The 17,661-nt window shown below is 41.8% G+C and carries 17 protein-coding genes and 1 tRNA gene; 7 read left to right on the top strand and 11 right to left on the bottom strand.

The genetic code is table 11. The features are described 5' to 3' along the window. Nucleotides 1–331: 331 nt before the first annotated feature. The 4 genes from AC0VX7_RS07360 to fdhD all read right to left on the bottom strand — a co-directional run bounded on the left by AC0VX7_RS07360 (nt 332) and on the right by fdhD (nt 3,941). Nucleotides 332–1,054 (bottom strand): amino acid ABC transporter ATP-binding protein, encoded by a 723-nt coding sequence (locus tag AC0VX7_RS07360; RefSeq protein ID WP_475428105.1) that lies wholly within the window; start codon nt 1,052–1,054, stop codon nt 332–334. A gap of 28 nt (nt 1,055–1,082) precedes the next feature. Continuing rightward, a complete protein-coding gene (locus AC0VX7_RS07355) occupies nt 1,083–1,742 on the bottom strand; it encodes an amino acid ABC transporter permease (protein ID WP_475427294.1) in 660 nt (219 codons plus the stop codon). A 104-nt stretch (nt 1,743–1,846) separates the two neighbouring features. Continuing rightward, on the bottom strand, nt 1,847–2,608 hold the full coding sequence (locus AC0VX7_RS07350) for a transporter substrate-binding domain-containing protein (protein ID WP_475428104.1): 762 nt from the start codon (nt 2,606–2,608) through the stop codon (nt 1,847–1,849). Nucleotides 2,609–3,152: 544 nt separating this feature from the next. Beyond that, nucleotides 3,153–3,941 (bottom strand): formate dehydrogenase accessory sulfurtransferase FdhD, encoded by a 789-nt coding sequence (gene fdhD, locus AC0VX7_RS07345; protein ID WP_475427293.1) that lies wholly within the window; start codon nt 3,939–3,941, stop codon nt 3,153–3,155. A gap of 484 nt (nt 3,942–4,425) precedes the next feature. On the opposite strand from fdhD, the gene AC0VX7_RS07340 reads away from it, so the two are divergent. The 3 genes from AC0VX7_RS07340 to AC0VX7_RS07330 all read left to right on the top strand — a co-directional run bounded on the left by AC0VX7_RS07340 (nt 4,426) and on the right by AC0VX7_RS07330 (nt 8,601). Next, nucleotides 4,426–5,688, top strand: coding sequence for an L-lactate MFS transporter (locus AC0VX7_RS07340; protein ID WP_475427292.1), 1,263 nt, complete (start codon nt 4,426–4,428; stop codon nt 5,686–5,688). Between the two features lie 73 nt (nt 5,689–5,761). Further along, complete coding sequence (locus AC0VX7_RS07335; RefSeq protein WP_215035142.1) at nt 5,762–6,124, top strand: Na-translocating system protein MpsC family protein; 363 nt, start codon at nt 5,762–5,764, stop codon at nt 6,122–6,124. A gap of 116 nt (nt 6,125–6,240) precedes the next feature. Continuing rightward, the gene (locus tag AC0VX7_RS07330; RefSeq protein ID WP_475427291.1) at nt 6,241–8,601 is read left to right on the top strand and encodes an FdhF/YdeP family oxidoreductase; all 2,361 of its coding nucleotides are present in this window, start codon (nt 6,241–6,243) and stop codon (nt 8,599–8,601) included. A gap of 117 nt (nt 8,602–8,718) precedes the next feature. Here the strand turns inward: AC0VX7_RS07330 and AC0VX7_RS07325 are convergent, their stop codons facing one another. Beyond that, entirely contained in the window at nt 8,719–8,958 is a 240-nt protein-coding gene (locus AC0VX7_RS07325) for a hypothetical protein (protein WP_475427290.1), read from the bottom strand. Nucleotides 8,959–9,236: 278 nt separating this feature from the next. Here AC0VX7_RS07325 and AC0VX7_RS07320 point away from each other — a divergent pair, with 278 nt between their 5' ends. Further along, on the top strand, nt 9,237–9,716 hold the full coding sequence (locus AC0VX7_RS07320) for a hypothetical protein (RefSeq protein WP_475427289.1): 480 nt from the start codon (nt 9,237–9,239) through the stop codon (nt 9,714–9,716). Nucleotides 9,717–9,832: 116 nt separating this feature from the next. On the opposite strand, the gene AC0VX7_RS07315 is transcribed toward AC0VX7_RS07320, so the two are convergent. Both AC0VX7_RS07315 and AC0VX7_RS07310 read right to left on the bottom strand, forming a co-directional pair. Continuing rightward, nucleotides 9,833–10,375: a general stress protein gene (locus AC0VX7_RS07315; protein ID WP_475427288.1), complete on the bottom strand. Its 543-nt coding sequence runs from the start codon at nt 10,373–10,375 to the stop codon at nt 9,833–9,835. 250 nt (nt 10,376–10,625) lie between these two features. Further along, nucleotides 10,626–10,778: a YfhE family protein gene (locus tag AC0VX7_RS07310; RefSeq protein ID WP_475427287.1), complete on the bottom strand. Its 153-nt coding sequence runs from the start codon at nt 10,776–10,778 to the stop codon at nt 10,626–10,628. 174 nt (nt 10,779–10,952) lie between these two features. On the opposite strand from AC0VX7_RS07310, the gene AC0VX7_RS07305 reads away from it, so the two are divergent. Further along, complete coding sequence (locus tag AC0VX7_RS07305) at nt 10,953–11,525, top strand: hypothetical protein (protein ID WP_475427286.1); 573 nt, start codon at nt 10,953–10,955, stop codon at nt 11,523–11,525. A 731-nt stretch (nt 11,526–12,256) separates the two neighbouring features. Here the strand turns inward: AC0VX7_RS07305 and AC0VX7_RS07300 are convergent. Continuing rightward, a complete protein-coding gene (locus AC0VX7_RS07300; protein WP_475427285.1) occupies nt 12,257–13,309 on the bottom strand; it encodes a DUF2515 domain-containing protein in 1,053 nt (350 codons plus the stop codon). A gap of 313 nt (nt 13,310–13,622) precedes the next feature. Between AC0VX7_RS07300 and AC0VX7_RS07295 the strand changes: the two genes are divergently transcribed. Continuing rightward, entirely contained in the window at nt 13,623–14,477 is an 855-nt protein-coding gene (locus tag AC0VX7_RS07295) for a manganese catalase (RefSeq protein ID WP_475427284.1), read from the top strand. A 69-nt stretch (nt 14,478–14,546) separates the two neighbouring features. On the opposite strand, the gene AC0VX7_RS07290 is transcribed toward AC0VX7_RS07295, so the two are convergent. Together AC0VX7_RS07290 and AC0VX7_RS07285 are read right to left on the bottom strand one after the other, a co-directional pair. Further along, a tRNA-Val gene (locus AC0VX7_RS07290) sits at nt 14,547–14,619 on the bottom strand. A 93-nt stretch (nt 14,620–14,712) separates the two neighbouring features. Continuing rightward, the gene (locus AC0VX7_RS07285) at nt 14,713–15,330 is read right to left on the bottom strand and encodes an NUDIX hydrolase (protein WP_475427283.1); all 618 of its coding nucleotides are present in this window, start codon (nt 15,328–15,330) and stop codon (nt 14,713–14,715) included. A gap of 128 nt (nt 15,331–15,458) precedes the next feature. Between AC0VX7_RS07285 and AC0VX7_RS07280 the strand changes: the two genes are divergently transcribed. Then, on the top strand, nt 15,459–15,680 hold the full coding sequence (locus tag AC0VX7_RS07280) for a hypothetical protein (RefSeq protein WP_475427282.1): 222 nt from the start codon (nt 15,459–15,461) through the stop codon (nt 15,678–15,680). A gap of 38 nt (nt 15,681–15,718) precedes the next feature. Here AC0VX7_RS07280 and AC0VX7_RS07275 read toward each other — a convergent pair whose 3' ends face one another. Next, nucleotides 15,719–17,659 carry a TRAP transporter permease gene (locus AC0VX7_RS07275; RefSeq protein ID WP_475428103.1) on the bottom strand — a complete coding sequence of 647 codons (1,941 nt, stop codon included), beginning with the start codon at nt 17,657–17,659 and terminating at the stop codon, nt 15,719–15,721. Nucleotides 17,660–17,661 lie beyond the last annotated feature (2 nt).

Genomic DNA, 17,661 nt, shown 5'->3' with positions numbered 1-17,661 from the left:
TGGGAAGGGAAAACCTAGACATTTGCCATGTAATTATTCTGCAATCTTTTTCCCTCTATTATCCATGGTAAAACATTTTTTACATCCCATTTCCACCTAGATAACATTTGGTCCTAATAAAGCTAAAAAATGAACGCTTAGAGAACCTAAGCGTCCATCCAGAACAAAAAGCGCAAGCGCCTCGTTCAGCCCCGACAAGCGTTGGAGGGCCTGACAGTGAAGTCGCTCTTTGACTTCATTGGCAGGACCGAAACGTCTCGAGGGGCTAGGCGCTGGAGCTAGATTGAGAAACAGCATGTACTTATCCACCACTAAATAATTTTATACGCGTTTAATAGGTCTTGCTTAAAAACTCACGTGTACGTTCTTCGACAGGATTATCAAAAATTTCATCCGGGTGGCCAACTTCTACAATCCGGCCTCCGTGCATATAGACAACCCAATCAGCTACTTCGCGCGCAAAGCCCATTTCATGTGTCACGACTACCATGGTCATGCCCTCTTCTGCCAGCTCCTTCATCGTTGCCAGTACTTCTCCAACCAGCTCCGGGTCGAGTGCTGATGTCGGCTCATCGAACAGCATGATATCTGGCTTCATCGCCAGCGCTCTCGCAATTGCTACCCGCTGTTTCTGACCGCCAGAAAGCTTGGATGGATAGACTTTTTCTTTATCCGCCAGGCCAACCTTATCTAGCAACTCTCTTGCTTCCTTGATCGCCTGTGATTTGCTGATCCCTTTTACATGTACTGGCGCCTCGATAATATTCTCAATCACATTTTTATGAGGAAATAGGTTAAAGTGCTGAAAAACCATGCCGATTTTCTGGCGTACTTCGTTCAGGTCATGAGAATCTGCATTTACTTCTTCACCTTCAATGATGATTTGGCCATTATCTTTAATTTCCAGGAAGTTCAGGCAGCGCAGCAAAGTACTTTTACCAGAGCCACTTGCTCCTATCAGGCAGACAACGTCACTTTCTTTTACATTTATATCAACATCCTTCAATACATGAAGGTCGCCAAATGATTTATTCAGCTTCTTAACATTGATCATATCTCTTCCGTCCAAAACAAATTCCCCCTTAATCACTTACCGAAAGTTTCTTCTCAAGCAGTCCAACCAATGCAGATATCAAGTAAACAAGGAATAGATAGTACACAGCAACGATGAGCAAGTACGTCATATTGTCAAAATCGTTTGCTCCTTTTGTTGTCGCGACATTGAATAATTCGTACATCCCAATGAATGCTGCTAGTGATGAATCCTTGAGGCCAATGATGAATTGATTCCCAAGAGGAGGCAAGGCACGACGGAATGCTTGTGGAAGGATAATTCTCCGCATTGTAAGGACCCTGCTCATTCCAAGCGAACGACCGGCTTCCAATTGTCCCTTGTCGATCGATTGGATAGTTCCCCTGAAGATTTCTGCAATATAGGCACCGTTATGGAAAGCTAGTCCAAGGGCTACAGACCAGAAAGCAGAGATGTTTAAATTGGTCATTCCAAAGTAGAAAATGAAGATTTGGACGATCAACGGGGTTCCTCGAACCAAATAGATATAGGCATTTGCAATCCATTCCAAAACTTTAATTCCTGATATTTTGAGGAAGGCAAAAAACAACCCTATGAAAATAGCAATCAAAATCGAGACTGCTGTAACTTGCAATGTAAGCAGCATGCCTTTGAGGAATATATCATACGTGTCAAAAAAGACTTCTATAACATGCGATAGACTTGGCAAAATTCATTCAACTCCCTGTGGGCTCTTTTATCGTTCTTGGTAAACATCATTTTTAAGCAGAAACGAATGTGCAGTTACACCGCACATTCGCTCCAGATGACAACTTATTCCTCCGGTTTAGCTGTGATGTCTTCACCGAAATATTTTTCACTGATTTCTTTCAACGTTCCATTTTCTCTTAAAGTTTCCAATGCCTCGTTGACTTTCTTCAGTAATTCATCGTTGTCTTGGGCTATGGCAATTGCCTGCTCGCTTCGGCCAAGAAGCTCTTTGCCTTCAATTTCAAGACCAGCACCAATCGCTTCTTTCCCTGTAATAAAGTCCGTTATAACAGCGTCGTGCCTTCCATTGGCTAACGCTTCTAAAGCAGTTACGTCACTGTCATAAAGCACAATATTATCTGTCACTTCCTCAGCAGTCTTTGCATAAGTAGAACCTTTTGAAACGGCAATTTCCAGTCCATCAAGATCAGCAAGTTTTTCTGCATCGCTATCTGGTCTTACAAAAATCTGAGGTCCGGAATAATAGTAAGGTGTTGAGAAATCCACATGCTTTAAGCGATCTTCGTTAATGGTGTGGCTCGCAACAGCTGCATCGAATCGGCCTGACTTAACACCTTCTACGATACTGGCAAACTTGAACTTTTTCTGGCTTGGTTCCAGACCCATTTCCTTTGCCACTGCTTCGGCAACATCGATGTCAAAACCGCTCATCTTGCCTTCCCCGTCCGTTACGCTGAATGGTTTGAATTCTCCAGATGATGCAAAAGTGAACTTGCCATCCTCGGCCAATTTCATACCGCCTTCACTGCCGGATGTTTTTTCATCGCTGCCGCAAGCAGCCAGGAGACCTACCATGGTCACCATAATAATGAATAATGATAAAATTTTCTTCACTGTTTAAAACTCCCCCTCATAATCTTTACTTTCTTTAATATTTATTCTGTTAAACGGCCCATATAACTCAGTCATTATAAACCGTAACATTCGACCCAAAGTACTTATACCCACTTTCCAAGAACAGTAAACTAGTATTGTAAGAATTCATCCAAATTTCCTATTTCACCGAATATTACGCATAAAATATGAAAATACGTTATAACAATAATTGTAACAATCCTGTAATATTCAATCAAAATCCAAATTGTCTGATAATTTATCAAATCATGTGATATTCTTTGTTCTCGTCCACTGAGCCTGCCGAGCCTCCCTTTTCCCTCTGAATCCTCTAAGATACTCCTGATTCTTCCTTGTCCGACAAGGTACGCGAAAAAATTACATTATACTAGGAAAAGCCAGAATCCATAAATGGACGCTGGCTTTTAGTATGTTTGGTCTATAAAAAATCTCATGAAAGTAACACTATATTTCAACTGATTTCTTTCGGTTTATACAGATTATAACAAAAGATTTAATCAATAATTCTTTCTGGACAGGAATACACATTAAAAGATTTTCCACGGATAAAACCTACTGCAGTTATATTTAAGTCCTTAGCCAGTTTGATAGCAAGATCAGTCGGCGCTGATTTTGACAGGACGATTCCTACCCCGATCTTCGCAGCTTTCAATAGTACTTCTGAGGAAATCCTGCCACTAAATACAATGATTTTATTTCTTACAGGCACCCTATTCAAAATACTATATCCATATAACTTATCCAGTGCATTATGTCTTCCAATATCCGTGCGAACCGCAATCATTTCATCAGGGGAACAAAGAGCTGCATTGTGTACTCCTCCAGTTTCAAGAAACACTTGAGAGCTGTTTTGCATCTGTTTCATCAGGGCAATGCTCTGAGTCGCTGATATGGTTGTATTGGACATCGAGGTTTTCGCTGTCCGGGCATCATTATGAAAATAAAATTGACGGCTCTTCCCGCAACAGGAACCAATAAATCGTTTTGAATAATACTCCTGGTTTGTTGTCATACTCACTTTTAGCATAACGTAAGCATAGCCTCTGCTTTCATCGATGCTAAGTGAATGGATGTCATTGTAGGAACGGATAACCCCTTCGGATGCCAGAAAACCGACAACCATTTCCTCAAAATGTGTAGGAGTGCAAACCATTGTTGCAAACTCCATGTCATTTACATAAATGGTCAATGGGAATTCATTTACGATGACATCCTCTACATCCAGGAATTGTCCATCCTGATATTTTGTTATGGTATATTTATCACTCATGTTTTCTAACATAGTCGTCACCTGAATTTTTTAGAATTTGAGAATACTTAAAATCTAAACACACTATTTTCTTTTTCTCAAGAAAAATTTACAACACACTCATAGTGTAAAATTGATTTAGCAACCTAAAATGTATTGCATCTACAGTTCTAAGATGATAAAATTTTCCCGAAGTTCACTATTCTGTCACATTTTGATTCGAGATAGCGATCCTGTCGTCGGTTAAGGTGTCATGGAAATGTAAGCGATTAACTGTTGGTCCGTAAGTAGCGAATCCTGCTTAGTACTAACCGTCAATTTTTCTATCAATGTCCGCTTCTTTGTCGCGGACTTGGGAAGATTGACGGTTTTCTGTTTCTTGGGAAAGAACTAGGAACAACAACAGTATACATATCGAGCTTGGAATCAAGGTCTTTGTAGTTTAAGAGATTCCATCCACTTCATTGTTGCAGTCATTGGTCATATGGAAAAACAAAAAAAGTAAAGGGGAAAAAGCATGAAAAAAACGAAGAATCGATGGCTTATTGCAGCCTCAGCAGTGGGAATCCACATTTCCATTGGGTCTGTATATGCCTGGAGCAACTTCACGAACCCATTAATCGAGGAGTTCGGTTGGACTTCCAAGCAAGTACAATTTACCTTCAGCCTTGCCATTTTATTTTTAGGATTATCAGCAGCGTTCCTCGGGCATTTTGTTGAAAAACACGGTCCAAGAAAAGCTGGACTCCTGGCAGCAGCCTTTTTCGGAGCAGGTATTTTAGGATCAGGACTTGCGGTCAATCTCGGTTCATTGCCATTATTGTATATTACTTATGGTGTTTTAGGCGGAATTGGTCTGGGAGTCGGTTATATAGCCCCAGTTTCCACTTTGGTAAAATGGTTCCCAGACAGACGCGGACTTGCCACAGGACTTGCCATCATGGGATTCGGTTTTGCGGCAGCGATCAGCAGCCCAATTATGGATTCTCTGATTAAATCTGTAGGTACTGCCAATACATTTTACATTCTAGGTGCAGCTTATTTTATTATAATGACACTGTCATCCCTGTACCTCGAAAGGCCTCCTGTTGATTGGGCTCCAAAAGGCTTTAGGGAAAAAGCTGAATCAGGAAAAGTGAAATTCAAGAAAGACCTTTCTCAGCTGACAGCAAATGAAGCAATAAAAACTTCACGTTTTTACTATCTTTGGGTGATGCTGTTCATCAATGTTACTTGCGGAATCGCCATCCTTTCAGCTGCAAAACCGTTAGCGGAAGAAAGTATTGGTCTATCGACAGCAGAGGCAGCTGCACTAGTTGGAGTTTTAGGTCTATTCAACGGCTTTGGACGAATCGCATGGGCTTCAATTTCTGACTATATCGGCCGCCCTAACACATACACAATTTTCTTTGCAACACAGATTGTCTTGTTCATGATGCTGCCGCATACAAAGGAAGCATTTCTATTCCAGGTAATGCTTGCGGTAGTTTACACAATGTATGGCGGCGGTTTTGCGGCCATCCCAGCATTCATCGGTGACATATTTGGAACAAAACAGCTCGGTGCGATACACGGCTATATCCTGACTGCATGGGCAGCTGCAGGATTGGCTGGACCAATGTTCGCAGCCTGGATGAAAGACACTACAGGAAACTACGGAACGAGCTTAACGTTCTTCAGCGGACTGTTCGTTGTTGCGCTGGCGGTGTCCATTTTAATCCGCCGTGATATCAATAAGCTTCGAAAACAAAATGAAGCTAATGAAAAATTAGCTGGTTAATGCTTTGTAATTGCCTCTCAATATGGTAAAATACCTATCGTCTTATAACCTGTATCGATAACAGGAGGATAATATGAATAAATACGAGGCAGAATTCAGCAATCTGGTCCGATCCTTTCGCAAAAAGCATATGGGCAAAGGGCCAAGCAAAATAACCACTACCTTTTGTAAGAAATGGGCCATCTGCGAAATGGAAGGAAACCTTTCACCTGTAGAAAAATTCATTGCATCAGCCAATGAAGGAAAACAGGCACTTAGGGCGGCCAGAACAGAAATGGTTAAAGAAATGTACCGAAAGAACCCTCCAGTGGAAATGGAAGAGTTTCTTGGCTGCAAGTTGGTAGAACTTTTTGTAGATATAGATATCGATCGGGATTTTGGAATGTCCATCTTTGTTTTTGATGAGGACATCCAAGAAAAATTCTATAACTTATAAGGTATGGCACTTGGCAGCGACCCTGCTAAAGACTAACCACCGTTAGAACCTGGAGCATCAGCTTCGGGTTTACGGTGGTTTTTTTATAAGATTGTTATAAATGGGAGTGTTTCAAATTGGGTAAAACAAAACATCCAGGACCACAGAAAAAAGCGGCAATGCCTGCACCAAAGCACTGGGTAAGTCCGATTCCTTTCGGGCTTGGCAAAGTGAAGCCGAAACATATAAGAGATACCATGAAAACCCTTTGGGACAATCGGGATAACTTTGGCTACGCGACCAACATCCTGACCAAAGGAGTATGTGATGGTTGTGCATTAGGTGTATCAGGCCTGCAAGACCAGACTTTGACAGGCCCGCATATTTGTACGACAAGATTGAATGTCCTCAGACTGAATACTGCCGGGGCAATAAAGCCGGAGATTCTACATGCTGATATAGATGAACTAAGAAAATATGATAGCACCCAGCTTCGTAAGCTGGGACGTATTCCATATCCTATGATCCGCAGGAAGGGTGAGCGGAAGTTTTCCCGAATTTCCTGGGATGATGCAATGGATATGATTGCTGAGAAAATGAAGAAGCTTGATCCCAAACAGTACGCTTTCTACCTGACAAGCCGTGGGATTACAAATGAGTCTTACTATGTAGCCGGAAAAGTCTCCCGCTTTCTTGGTACAAATAATATTGATAATGCAAGCCGGATTTGCCATTCACCTTCAAAAACAGCTTTAAAACGTTCGATTGGCGTTGGAGCTTCTACTTCAAATTACCAAGACTGGATTGGCACTGATGTCTTGTTGTTCTGGGGCAGTGTAGCATCGAACAGCTCCCCTGTTTCGTCAAAGTACATGCTGGAAGCAAAGAAAAAGGGAACAAAAATTATTGTTGTAAACCCGTATAAGGAACCGGCAATGGATGAGTACTGGATTCCTTCAAATCCAGAATCCGCTCTTTTTGGCACGAAAATTGCGGATGATTTCTACCAGGTCAATATCGGCGGAGACATTGCTTTTATGCATGGGATCATGAAACACTGGTTTGATATGGAGGAAATCAGGTACGGTTCAGCCATCAATCATGAATTTGTTCAAGAGCATGTGAATGGTTTTGAGGAATTAAAAGCTAAAGTCCAGGAGCAAGAATGGGAAGATGTTATCGCATCTTCTGGCATTTCTAAAGAACGCATTATCGAGTTGGCGGAACTGCTCGCAAACAGCAAGAATGCCGTGTATGCATGGGCTCTTGGCTTAACGATGCATTCATTTGCGACTGACAATATATCGCAAGTGGCAAATCTTGCGCTCCTTCGCGGACACCTTGGCCGAAAGCACGCAGGTCTGATGCCTTTTCGCGGACACTCCTCTGTTCAGGGCAGCGGTGAAATGGGTGCAGATCCTTTCGTTCTTCCAGGCGGAGATTTTTATGGAGAAAATATTAAGCGAATTGAGGATCTATGGGGATTCGAACTCCAGGATTGGCAAGGAGATATCGTCGGAGTGACTCTCGAGAATATTCTGCTTCCTGAAGATCATGAACGCAAAATCAAAATGTATTACTTATCTGGAGGCAATTTCCTCGAGACAATGCCAGACCCACACTTTGTGGAAAAAGCATTGTCTGAATTGGATATCCGTGTCCACCAGGATATCATCCTGAATACTTCTACCCTTGTTGATGCAAAGGAAGCCGTCATCGTTCTTCCTGCGAAAACTCGATATGAGCAGGAAGGCGGCGGAACATCCACTTCAACTGAGCGAATGGTTTATTACAGCCCTGAAATTGAAGGCAACAAGAATCAAGTTGAAGAAGCTCGTGCTGAATGGAAAATCTACATTGATTTAGCTAAGCAGGTCAAGCCTGAGTCTGCGCATTTGGTTGATTTTAAAGATGCTCAGGAGATACGGAATGAGATTGCACTGGCGAATCCTAATTATGATGGAATACAACATCTTAAAAAAGCAGGTGATGTGTTCCAGTGGGGCGGAGCTTGGTTATGTGAGGATGGAATCTGTCCTACTTCTGACGGAAAAGGAAATCTGATTTCAGTTGATATCCCTGAACTCGGTAAAAAGGAAGGACAATTCATCGTTACCTCCCGCCGTGGAAAGCAATTCAATTCCATGGTCTATAATGAAGTGGATCCGCTTAACGGCGCTGGACGCTATGATGTCCTAATGAATGCAGAAGACGCACAGGACCTTAGCATTGCAGAAGGTGAAGGAATAGTTCTATACAACGGCTTCGGTGTCTTCCAGGGCAGAGCTAAATTCGTAGACATATCACGCGGCAACGTCCAGGTCCACTTCCCTGAAGGAAACTTCCTGCTCCCAAGGGGACGCTATGAAAAGTATGCCGGTATTCCGGACTACAACATCACAGTCACACTGGAAAAAGCTGATCGCTTCAACGCGAGAAAAGACGTCGAACACCACGAAAAACGCATTGAAGATGATGAAATCGATGCACCAGCTTAAATGGAGATAAATAAAACAGCTTGCAGACCTATGATCTGCAAGCTGTTTTTTATAATAAAATATATTGGAAATGCCCGGTTCTTGTTTTGATAAAATGAATTTCAAGACAATCGCTTTCTAAAGCCACCTTGGCCCTCTGTGACCTTCATTCCTTCTCTCTTCCGAACTGCTTTCTTCCTCATTGTGTTTCTCTTTTTCAAATTCACGACCCAATCTTCTTCTTGGACCAAAGAAATCAAAAGGACGCCTTCTATCTTCATGGTGACCCCTTGATCTTTCCTGAATGATTTCAACTTCTTTGGCATGAATTGTAAGCTTATCTACATGGATAACCTTTTCTTTTTTTTCACGTGACATAATTTCCCCTCCCGCCTTTATTTATTCAGTATTATCTTATTCGCTCTTCCTGGAAGGGTATAGGCGTTTCTGATTTAATGGTGGTGCGATTCTAATAATTATAACTTAAGCTCTGCTATATTTTCATAACATCGTACAGATTGTGGAAATATAAGAAAATAATAAGGATAAGTGAAAATTTTTCAACATGTATATTTGTTTAGGCTAGACGGACATGGGTAAAACTTGTACATTGATGAATTAAACCAACGCTACTTCAATTAGGAGGTCCTTGAAATATGTTCGGTTTTTCTGATTTTGTGGGCTTTCTATTAGCCCTTTTACTTATTTATCCTGTCGTTTCACTGATACATGAATTAGGACATTCTTTTTTTGCATGGATCTTTGGGGGGAAATTCTCTTTTTCCCTTGGGCGAGGCAAAACAGTTTTCAAGAAAGGACCATTCAGTTTAAACAGCATGTATTTTTTGGATGCATTTTGTGAGTATGAGCACCTTAAATGGAATAATCGGTTAACACACTTCCTTGTCCATGGTGGCGGAATCATCTTCAACCTTGGATCAGTATTGGTGCTGAATATCCTCATCTCGCAAGACTTTATAGAACCTCATACTATATTTGTCAGATATTCCTATTTTTCGGTCTGGCTGGCAACCTTCTCATTGATTCCAGTTGATTACGGCAACGGCAATTATAGTGATGGGCTGGCCATTTACCATGTTCTTCGTTATAATGAGTGGCCTAAACTTACCGGATAATTTTTCATGAATCGTACCTGTCCTACGGGAACAGGTACTTTTCTAATACAGAAGAAACCCCTATAACCATAAAATAGAGGCATTCCTATCCAAAGGAATGCCTCTTGCCCTCCAGCTTAGGAAGTCACATACATATCAGTGTTTAATGAATTAGAGTCTCTAAAGGTGGTATGGATTTCCCCTCTTCTTTCCTCATCCACTTCGACTAACACCAGGATATTGCCTTCCTTTAAGTATCTTTCATATTCCTTGGCGTCATCTTCCGTTACTCCGGCTCCTGTCAATGCACCAACAATTCCGCCTCCTGTCGCGCCAATTGCTGCACCGCTCAAGGTTGTTGCAAGCGGCCCAGCGGCAGCAAGGACACCAATCCCAGGAATCGAAAGCAAGCCGATTTCGGCAATCAGACCAGCGATTCCTCCAAGAACGCCACCAGTCCCCGCGCCAATACCGGCGCCCTTGCCAGCATTTTTGCCCCGATTCGATTCATTTTCAATTACATCTACATCCGTTTGGTCTTCGATGTTCTCCAATTTATCATCGTCTTTTGCAAAGATCGATAATTCGTGCGCGTCAAATCCCATTTCCTTAAGTCTTCTAATTGCACCAACTGCTTCGTCTGTATTTCTGAATACTCCACCTACGATTGTCTTTTCCATAGACTAATACCTCCATTCTAGTTTTTACGCTCATACCGGATTGAATGATTGAGCGTGATGCTTTCTGATCCGGCATACAAAGTCTCAAAACTGAGATTCTCAAAACTAAGACTTCTATACCGAAACGGCTATTTACCATTCAACAAAGTATGTGATTTTGCCTACATTGAACCAATACCCGTCACATTTTGGACTAAACATAGAGTCAAGAAAGTAGAAAAGATGGCCAAAAAGCCATCTTTTCATCAGCCTATTTTCCTTTGTTTCCGTTCTCTGCTCTATACTTATTTTCGACCTTTACTGCACGAGTGAATTCCTTAGCGTAAAGCACTTCTTGCGCATCAGACAAACCATTGTTCTGTTCCGTATTCAACCCTTTGTTGGGAGCTTTATTCTTATTCATATAATGATCCCTCCTGAGTTCGAATTAGATGATCTCCATCTATTATTTTTCTACCCTGAGGATATAGGAGTAAACGAACAGAATATAAATGGTACTATTTTCAAGGGGCTATCCCCTTGAACTTCGTCATGGTTTGTCCTCTTTCTTCATAAGATGGTGAAAAGGAGGTTAACCATGCTTTTGTACAATGCTTATGTCTTATCCACCCTTGGTGCAGTTATTCTGATTTCAACCATATTGGTTCTTCGTCACAAGGCTGAGATGACTGTCATGGATGGAATGATCACCTCAATGTTTCTGGGAATGAATATAGGCTTAACTTGCGGCATTTTACTTGGAACCGTTTTTCGTGGAGATTTATTTATGTCAACCATCCTATCAATGCTGATAGGCGCAGCAGTAGGCATAATAGTAGGAGGATTATTCAGCTTTGCTTCAGCAATCGAAGGTCTTATGTCCGGTATTATGGGCGGCATGATGGGGGCAATGCTTGGTGAAATGCTGCTTCCTGGAAAATCGATGATCCTTATCAATATCTTCTTAACGATTTCAATAGCTGCCTTATTTCTTTTTAAAATACTCCCTCAAACTGAGTCAGCCATCACACCCAAGAAATATTTTATGAAACCATTTATTACCTTCATATTGCTAGTAATCTATCTCTATTTAGGAAGCCAACTTGGACACACTTGGATTGAAACGCTTAAGGGAAGTACCCATCACCAGGAACATCTACATCATCCGTGAGGAAAGAAACGGTTTAAATACAACCGTTTCTTTCGTATGGGGACAGTAGGTATCGTCATAACCTTCATGCCAAAGTATTTCATCACACTTTAAAAAAATAATCCTTTATGCTGCTCTACACCCCTAAACCCTTCATAATAATGGAACTTTCTTGACAACTTTACGCTCTTCACCATGAAAGCTGTCACAATAACAGCACTTTCTTGACAGCTTTGGGACCTTCACCATGAAACCTGTCACAATATTAGCTTTTTCTTGACAGCTTTACGCTCTTCCCTCTGAAACCTGTCACAATAACAGCACTTTCTTGACAGCTTTGGGACCTTCACCATGAAACCTGTCACAATAACAGCTTTTTCTTGACAGCTTTGGGCCCTTCACCATGAAAGCTGTCACAATAACAGCACTTTCTTGACAGCTTTGGGACCTTCACCATGAAACCTGTCACAATAACAGCTTTTTCTTGACAGCTTTGGGAACCACACCCTGAAACCTGTCACAATAACAGCACTTTCTTGACAGCTTCGGACCTTACAACCTGAAACCTGTCACAATAACAGCACTTTCTTGACAGCTTTGGACCTTACAACCTGAAACCTGTCACAATAACAGCACTTTCTTGACAGCTTTGGGCCCACACCATGAAACCTGTCACTATAAAAAACTATCTCGACAGCTTTGCGCCAAATCCTTAACAAAGGTTTCGCTCCTCATAAGGGTACATTTAGCTGCTAATCAAACAACGAAATGATTTTTTTAGCAAAAGCAGCTAGTTCCAGCTTTTCAAGTGTATGACAGTAATCATATTCAATATTGCCAACTGATGGTCCCTCTATCTCTCTAAGATACTCTAATACTTTAAAATCACTAAACCACTCGCCCTTCTCAGCTTCCTGGTGTTTAACGTTTTTCCATACATTTTCAAGTGTCGGGCTATAGATTCGTCTTGCTCCGGATTTAAGCTTGCATGAACTCAATTTTATTTGATATTTAAGCCCTGGTATTCCTTCGTGTACATCATTAAAAATATGTGGCCAGTAATCTTTTCGTGAACCCGTATGTGGGTGTGCCACGGCCCACTCTTCCACCTTTTTCAAAACATCTTTATCAAAAAGGATGGTATACAGTCTCTTTCCTAACTGGATACGTTCGTGCAATGATTCGAACTGGTTTACTGTCTGTCCGGCCAATTTAGTCACACCGTAATCATTATAAGGGAAAATAATTTGATTAAAGGATAATAGATCCTGTAATTCAAACTCCAGGGTACTGAATACTTCTTTGATAAATTTCCGCTTCTGGATGACTCTATTTTCGATATAGTTCTGTTCATTACCAATCAGTCCAAATGTGAGTAGAGATGAATTGGAAGAGTTCCAGTAATAATCCCAGATCGTCTCTATAAAGATTGAAACATTAAAGTGGGGAAGCAGCCTGAATAGCGGCTCATTCCTTTTGAGACTTTCTTCGTAAAGCAGCAGCTGTGGATAGGCATCCTGGAAAATAAGCCAATTCCCTCGTTCTAGGAAAGAGAAATAGGAGTTTTTTTCCCTTTTAGATAACAGTCTTGCTAAAAGCTCAGCTTTTAAATCCGTCATGCTCCAACCGCCATTCCTTGAGACCATATGGGCAAGGAATGCCCAGTGGATTTCCGGGTGCTCTTTATAATAATCCAGATACGCTTTCGTTCTAGTAATATTGTTTATGTTTAATTCTTCAGTCTTGTTCTTTATCTCGCGAATGATTTTTCTCTCTTCTTCTGAGGGGTTTTTAGCAAAACTCATTTCTTGCCTTCTTTGCAAGTTTTCTTGGATCACTTCAATAGGCGACTTTACTTTTCTATTAAAGAAGAATATTGTCCATTCCCCCTTTGTCTGAGGATTTATTCGGATTCATTATGAAAGGTCATTTTATTTAAGAAAGAGGTGATAAACTGCTCCTTTTCCATTCTATTGCAGTTTTATGAAATAAATGAGCTATTCATTCAAGAATGACAGCCTCAATGATTCTCCCCGTCTTTTGCATGGGCAAGTTACCTAATATTGAATTGCCCATATCATAAAAGTGGAGTGCAAAATTGTTTTGGGGAGGAATAGGATGTTTTACCATGTAAAAGAATTACAATACCAAGCAAAACCAGAAAGGCCTGATCCTGTCTATGCTAAAAAGCTTCAAGAAGTTCTCGGAGGACAATTCGGGGAAATTTCTGTTGCAATGCAATATCTATTCCAGGGATGGAATACTCGAGGTGATGGAAAGTATCGTGATCTCTTGATGGATACCGGGACAGAAGAACTGGCCCATATTGAAATGCTGTCCACCATGATAGCCAGGCTTTTAGATGGCGCACCTGTTGCCGCACAAGAAGAAGCGGCAAAGGATCCGGTAATGAATGCAATCTTAGGCGGGATGAATCCCCAACATGTCATCGTATCAGGATTGGGAGCCATGCCGGCTGACAGTGTCGGTAACCGCTGGACTGCAGATTACATCGCCGCGAGCGGCAATCTTCTGGCCGACTTCAGGGCTAACCTGAATGCTGAGTCCCAGGGCAGGCTCCAGGTCGCTAGACTATATTATGAAACGACAGACCCTGGTGTAAGGGATATGCTGTCCTGGCTGCTTGCAAGAGATACGATGCACCAGAATCAATGGATCGCGGCCATAAAAGAATTAGAAGCGAAGGAAAATGTAGTGGTACCAAGCACCTTCCCGAAACACCTGGAAAAACAGGAAGTTTCCTACGTGCTGTTTAACCTTTCAGAGGGAGACGAAAGTGCGGCGGGCAGATGGGCAAGCGGAACTAGCATGGATGGCCTCGGCACATTCCAGTACGTCCAAAACTCTGCACCGTTTGGGCCAAAGCCAAAACTTAAACCAGCACCTCCTTATATTTTTAATACACCACCTGCGGTTTTGCGCAATGAGCAAATACCGCCAAATTTGATGTGAGAACTAGAGAAATTCGACGAACAAAAAAAAAGCTTCAACCCTTAAGAAAAGGATTGAAGCTTTTTAGTATGATTCCTACTGGGTTCGAACCAGCGACCTCTACCCTGTCAAGGTAGCGCTCTCCCAGCTGAGCTAAGGAATCGTTTTAGCATTGTCCTACGTAGTGAGAACATTTACTAATATATACTGGATTAATAGGAATGTCAATATAATTTTTACGTAAAAATACCCTAATCTATAATTTTTTAATTGCCTTAATTACACTTTCGATATATGTATCTTCATGTGGGACAAAATCTTTTTTGGTCACAAGCATGCTGTGTGATTTCTTTTCATTATTCACGCTCGCAAGGAAACCTTCAACTTTTATTTTCTTTTTCTTTCCAAGCCAAAGATCTTCAAATTCCGTAAGGCTCGCCATCATGATACCCGACACCTCTTCTCTTTGCAGCTTGTAATTATCGAAAGGTTGAGGTTGTTCATACAAAAATACATGGCATAATTCGTTGTCGATAAATCCTGGACTGGTCAATGAATCCTTGATCATCCCTAATGAATGCAATTCCTCCAAGGCAAGGTCTATCCCAAGTTCCTCTTTCACTTCTCTTAAGCCATCCATAGGACTTTCATCAGCAAGAATATGTCCTGCTGCGGTAATATCCAACAAATTAGGATAATCTTTTTTAGCTGAACTGCGGACTTGGAAGAAAAGAAATTCTTCATTGTCTATCCGCTCGGTAAACCAGCAATGAAAGGTTTCATGCCAATGTCCTTTTTTATGAACTTCCGACCTCGTTGCAGTACCAATACAAATTCCCTGTTGATCAAACACCTTAAGTAATTCGTTTTCCATGTTTACACCTCCTTCTAAATAATACCATATATCCCTTTAAGTTTTTACGAACGAATGTTCTGAAAAAGATTGAATAAAGAACGAATGTTCGGGTATAATATAAATAGAAATCAAAGGAGTGAGAGCGCATGAATGGCCTTCTTGAAAAATCATTTAGTGAAAACCTTCCTGTCGAAATGATTTATCTTGCAGCTAATAACCAAATTACCCATCGCCGGATTATCGTAAAAGAAATGCATGATCGTTATTTTAAAGCTTTCTGTTTTCTCAGAAACGCAGATCGCCTGTTCAAAAAGGAAAACATACTTTCTGTTATGCCCGAAAGACGCAAACTGCTTAAATCAAGCTAAAAAAAGAAGCCCTGTAAAAGGACTCCTTTTCCCGTTCATTAATTTGCTGGCTTTGGTTTCACTGAATCTTTATCTTTAATAATCAACTGAAGTGCTACAAGCAGTACAAAAAGACCGAGACCGATTATATCCGACATTCCTTCTGGATAAATCAGCATAATACCGCCTACGATTCCCAGCACTCTTTCCCACCATTGCAATTTCCTTAACCAGTAACCAATGACCCCTGCTCCAATGGCAAGCATACCAGAAATGGCCGAGAATACCACCCAAATTAATTCTGTCCAGGTTGTATCGATCATAAGAAGTTCAGGAGATAACACGAACATATAAGGTATGATAAATGCCGCTATCGCCAGCTTGGCCGAATTCACACCGGTACGCAGCGGTTCTCCACCGGAAACTCCTGCCGCCGCAAATGCTGCAAGAGCAACTGGAGGCGTGATATCGGCAATAATACCAAAATAGAAAACAAATAAGTGAGCTGATAAATCCGGTACACCAAGTAAAATTATGGCCGGTGCAGCAATTGTTGAAGTGATAACATAGTTAGCCGTGGTTGGCGAACCCATTCCTAAAACGATTGCGGCGACCATAGTCAGCATCAAAGTAGGAATTAGGTAACCACCAGAAAGATCGAGCAAGCCATTTGCAAGCTTCAGTCCAAGACCAGTCTTAGTAACTACCCCAACAATGATACCTGCAGCAGCTGTAGCTGCCGCAACTCCCAGTGCAGTCCGTGCTCCATCGACAAGTGCATCGATCGCATCTTTGAAACCAATTCGCGTCTCTTTGCTGAAAGCACTGACGACAATTGTGGATAGAATCGACCACAAGGCAGCACGCATGATACTCATTCCGCTTACCATCAATATAATAACAATCAGGATAGGCAATAGAAGATAAATCTTTTTAAGGACTTCTTTTCTGTCAGGCATTTCTTCATCAGATAAACCTCGCAGACCGATCCTTTTCGCTTCAAAATGAGTCATAATCCATATACCGGAGAAATATAACAACGCAGGGATTGTAGCTGCCTTGGCAATTTCCCAGTAAGTAATTCCGCCACCGATGAATTCAACCATCAAGAACGCTGCTGCTCCCATGATTGGAGGCATTAGCTGTCCTCCTGTTGATGCCGCTGCTTCTACGGCACCGGCGAATTCTTTGCGGTAGCCAAGCTTTTTCATCATCGGAATCGTAAATGACCCCGATGTCACAACGTTAGCCACTGAGCTTCCACTGATTGTTCCTTGAAGGGCACTGGAAAAAATCGCAACCTTTGCTGGTCCTCCAGTACTTTTTCCTGCAACGGCAACAGCGAGATCATTGAAATATTGACCAACACCCGTCTTTACCAGGAATGCACCGAACAATAAAAACAGGAAGATGAATGTTGAGGAAACACCCAAAGGAGTTCCCAGAATTCCCTCGGTAGTAAAGAACATTGTCTGGACGAGAGATTCCAGATCAAGACCTCTATGCGCCAGGAATCCAGGCATATACGGTCCAAAAAGGGCGTAAACCATGAATAAAGCTGCAATGATCGTGATCGGCAAGCCGACCGTTCTTCTTGTCGCTTCCAGTACCAGCAGGATAGCGGCAATACCAATGTAGAAATCTGTTGGTGTCAATCGCCCGACACGATTGACGAGTTCGTCTATCATCACTGGCCAATAGGCCCCAACTGCAATAGCAAGCACAGCCAATAGCAGATCGTACCATGCAACCTTTTTTACTTTAAGATTCTTCTTCCTTGCCGGAAACAGCAAGAAAATGAGCGCGAGAGCGAATCCCAGGTGGATCGAACGCTGGAGTTGGGCAGTAAGGACACCAAATATGGAGGTGTATAGCTGGAATACTGAGAAAGCCAGAAGCCCGAAGAAAACAATCCATCCCATCTTACCTGCCAATTTTCTAGTTGCAGACTCCGGATCATATTTTTCCAGAAGCTCTTGTTGTTTTTCTTGAGATACCATTT

This window comes from Mesobacillus sp. QJM3NY_10, assembly GCF_056173465.1.
This window is presented reverse-complemented; position numbering and strand designations above follow the sequence as displayed.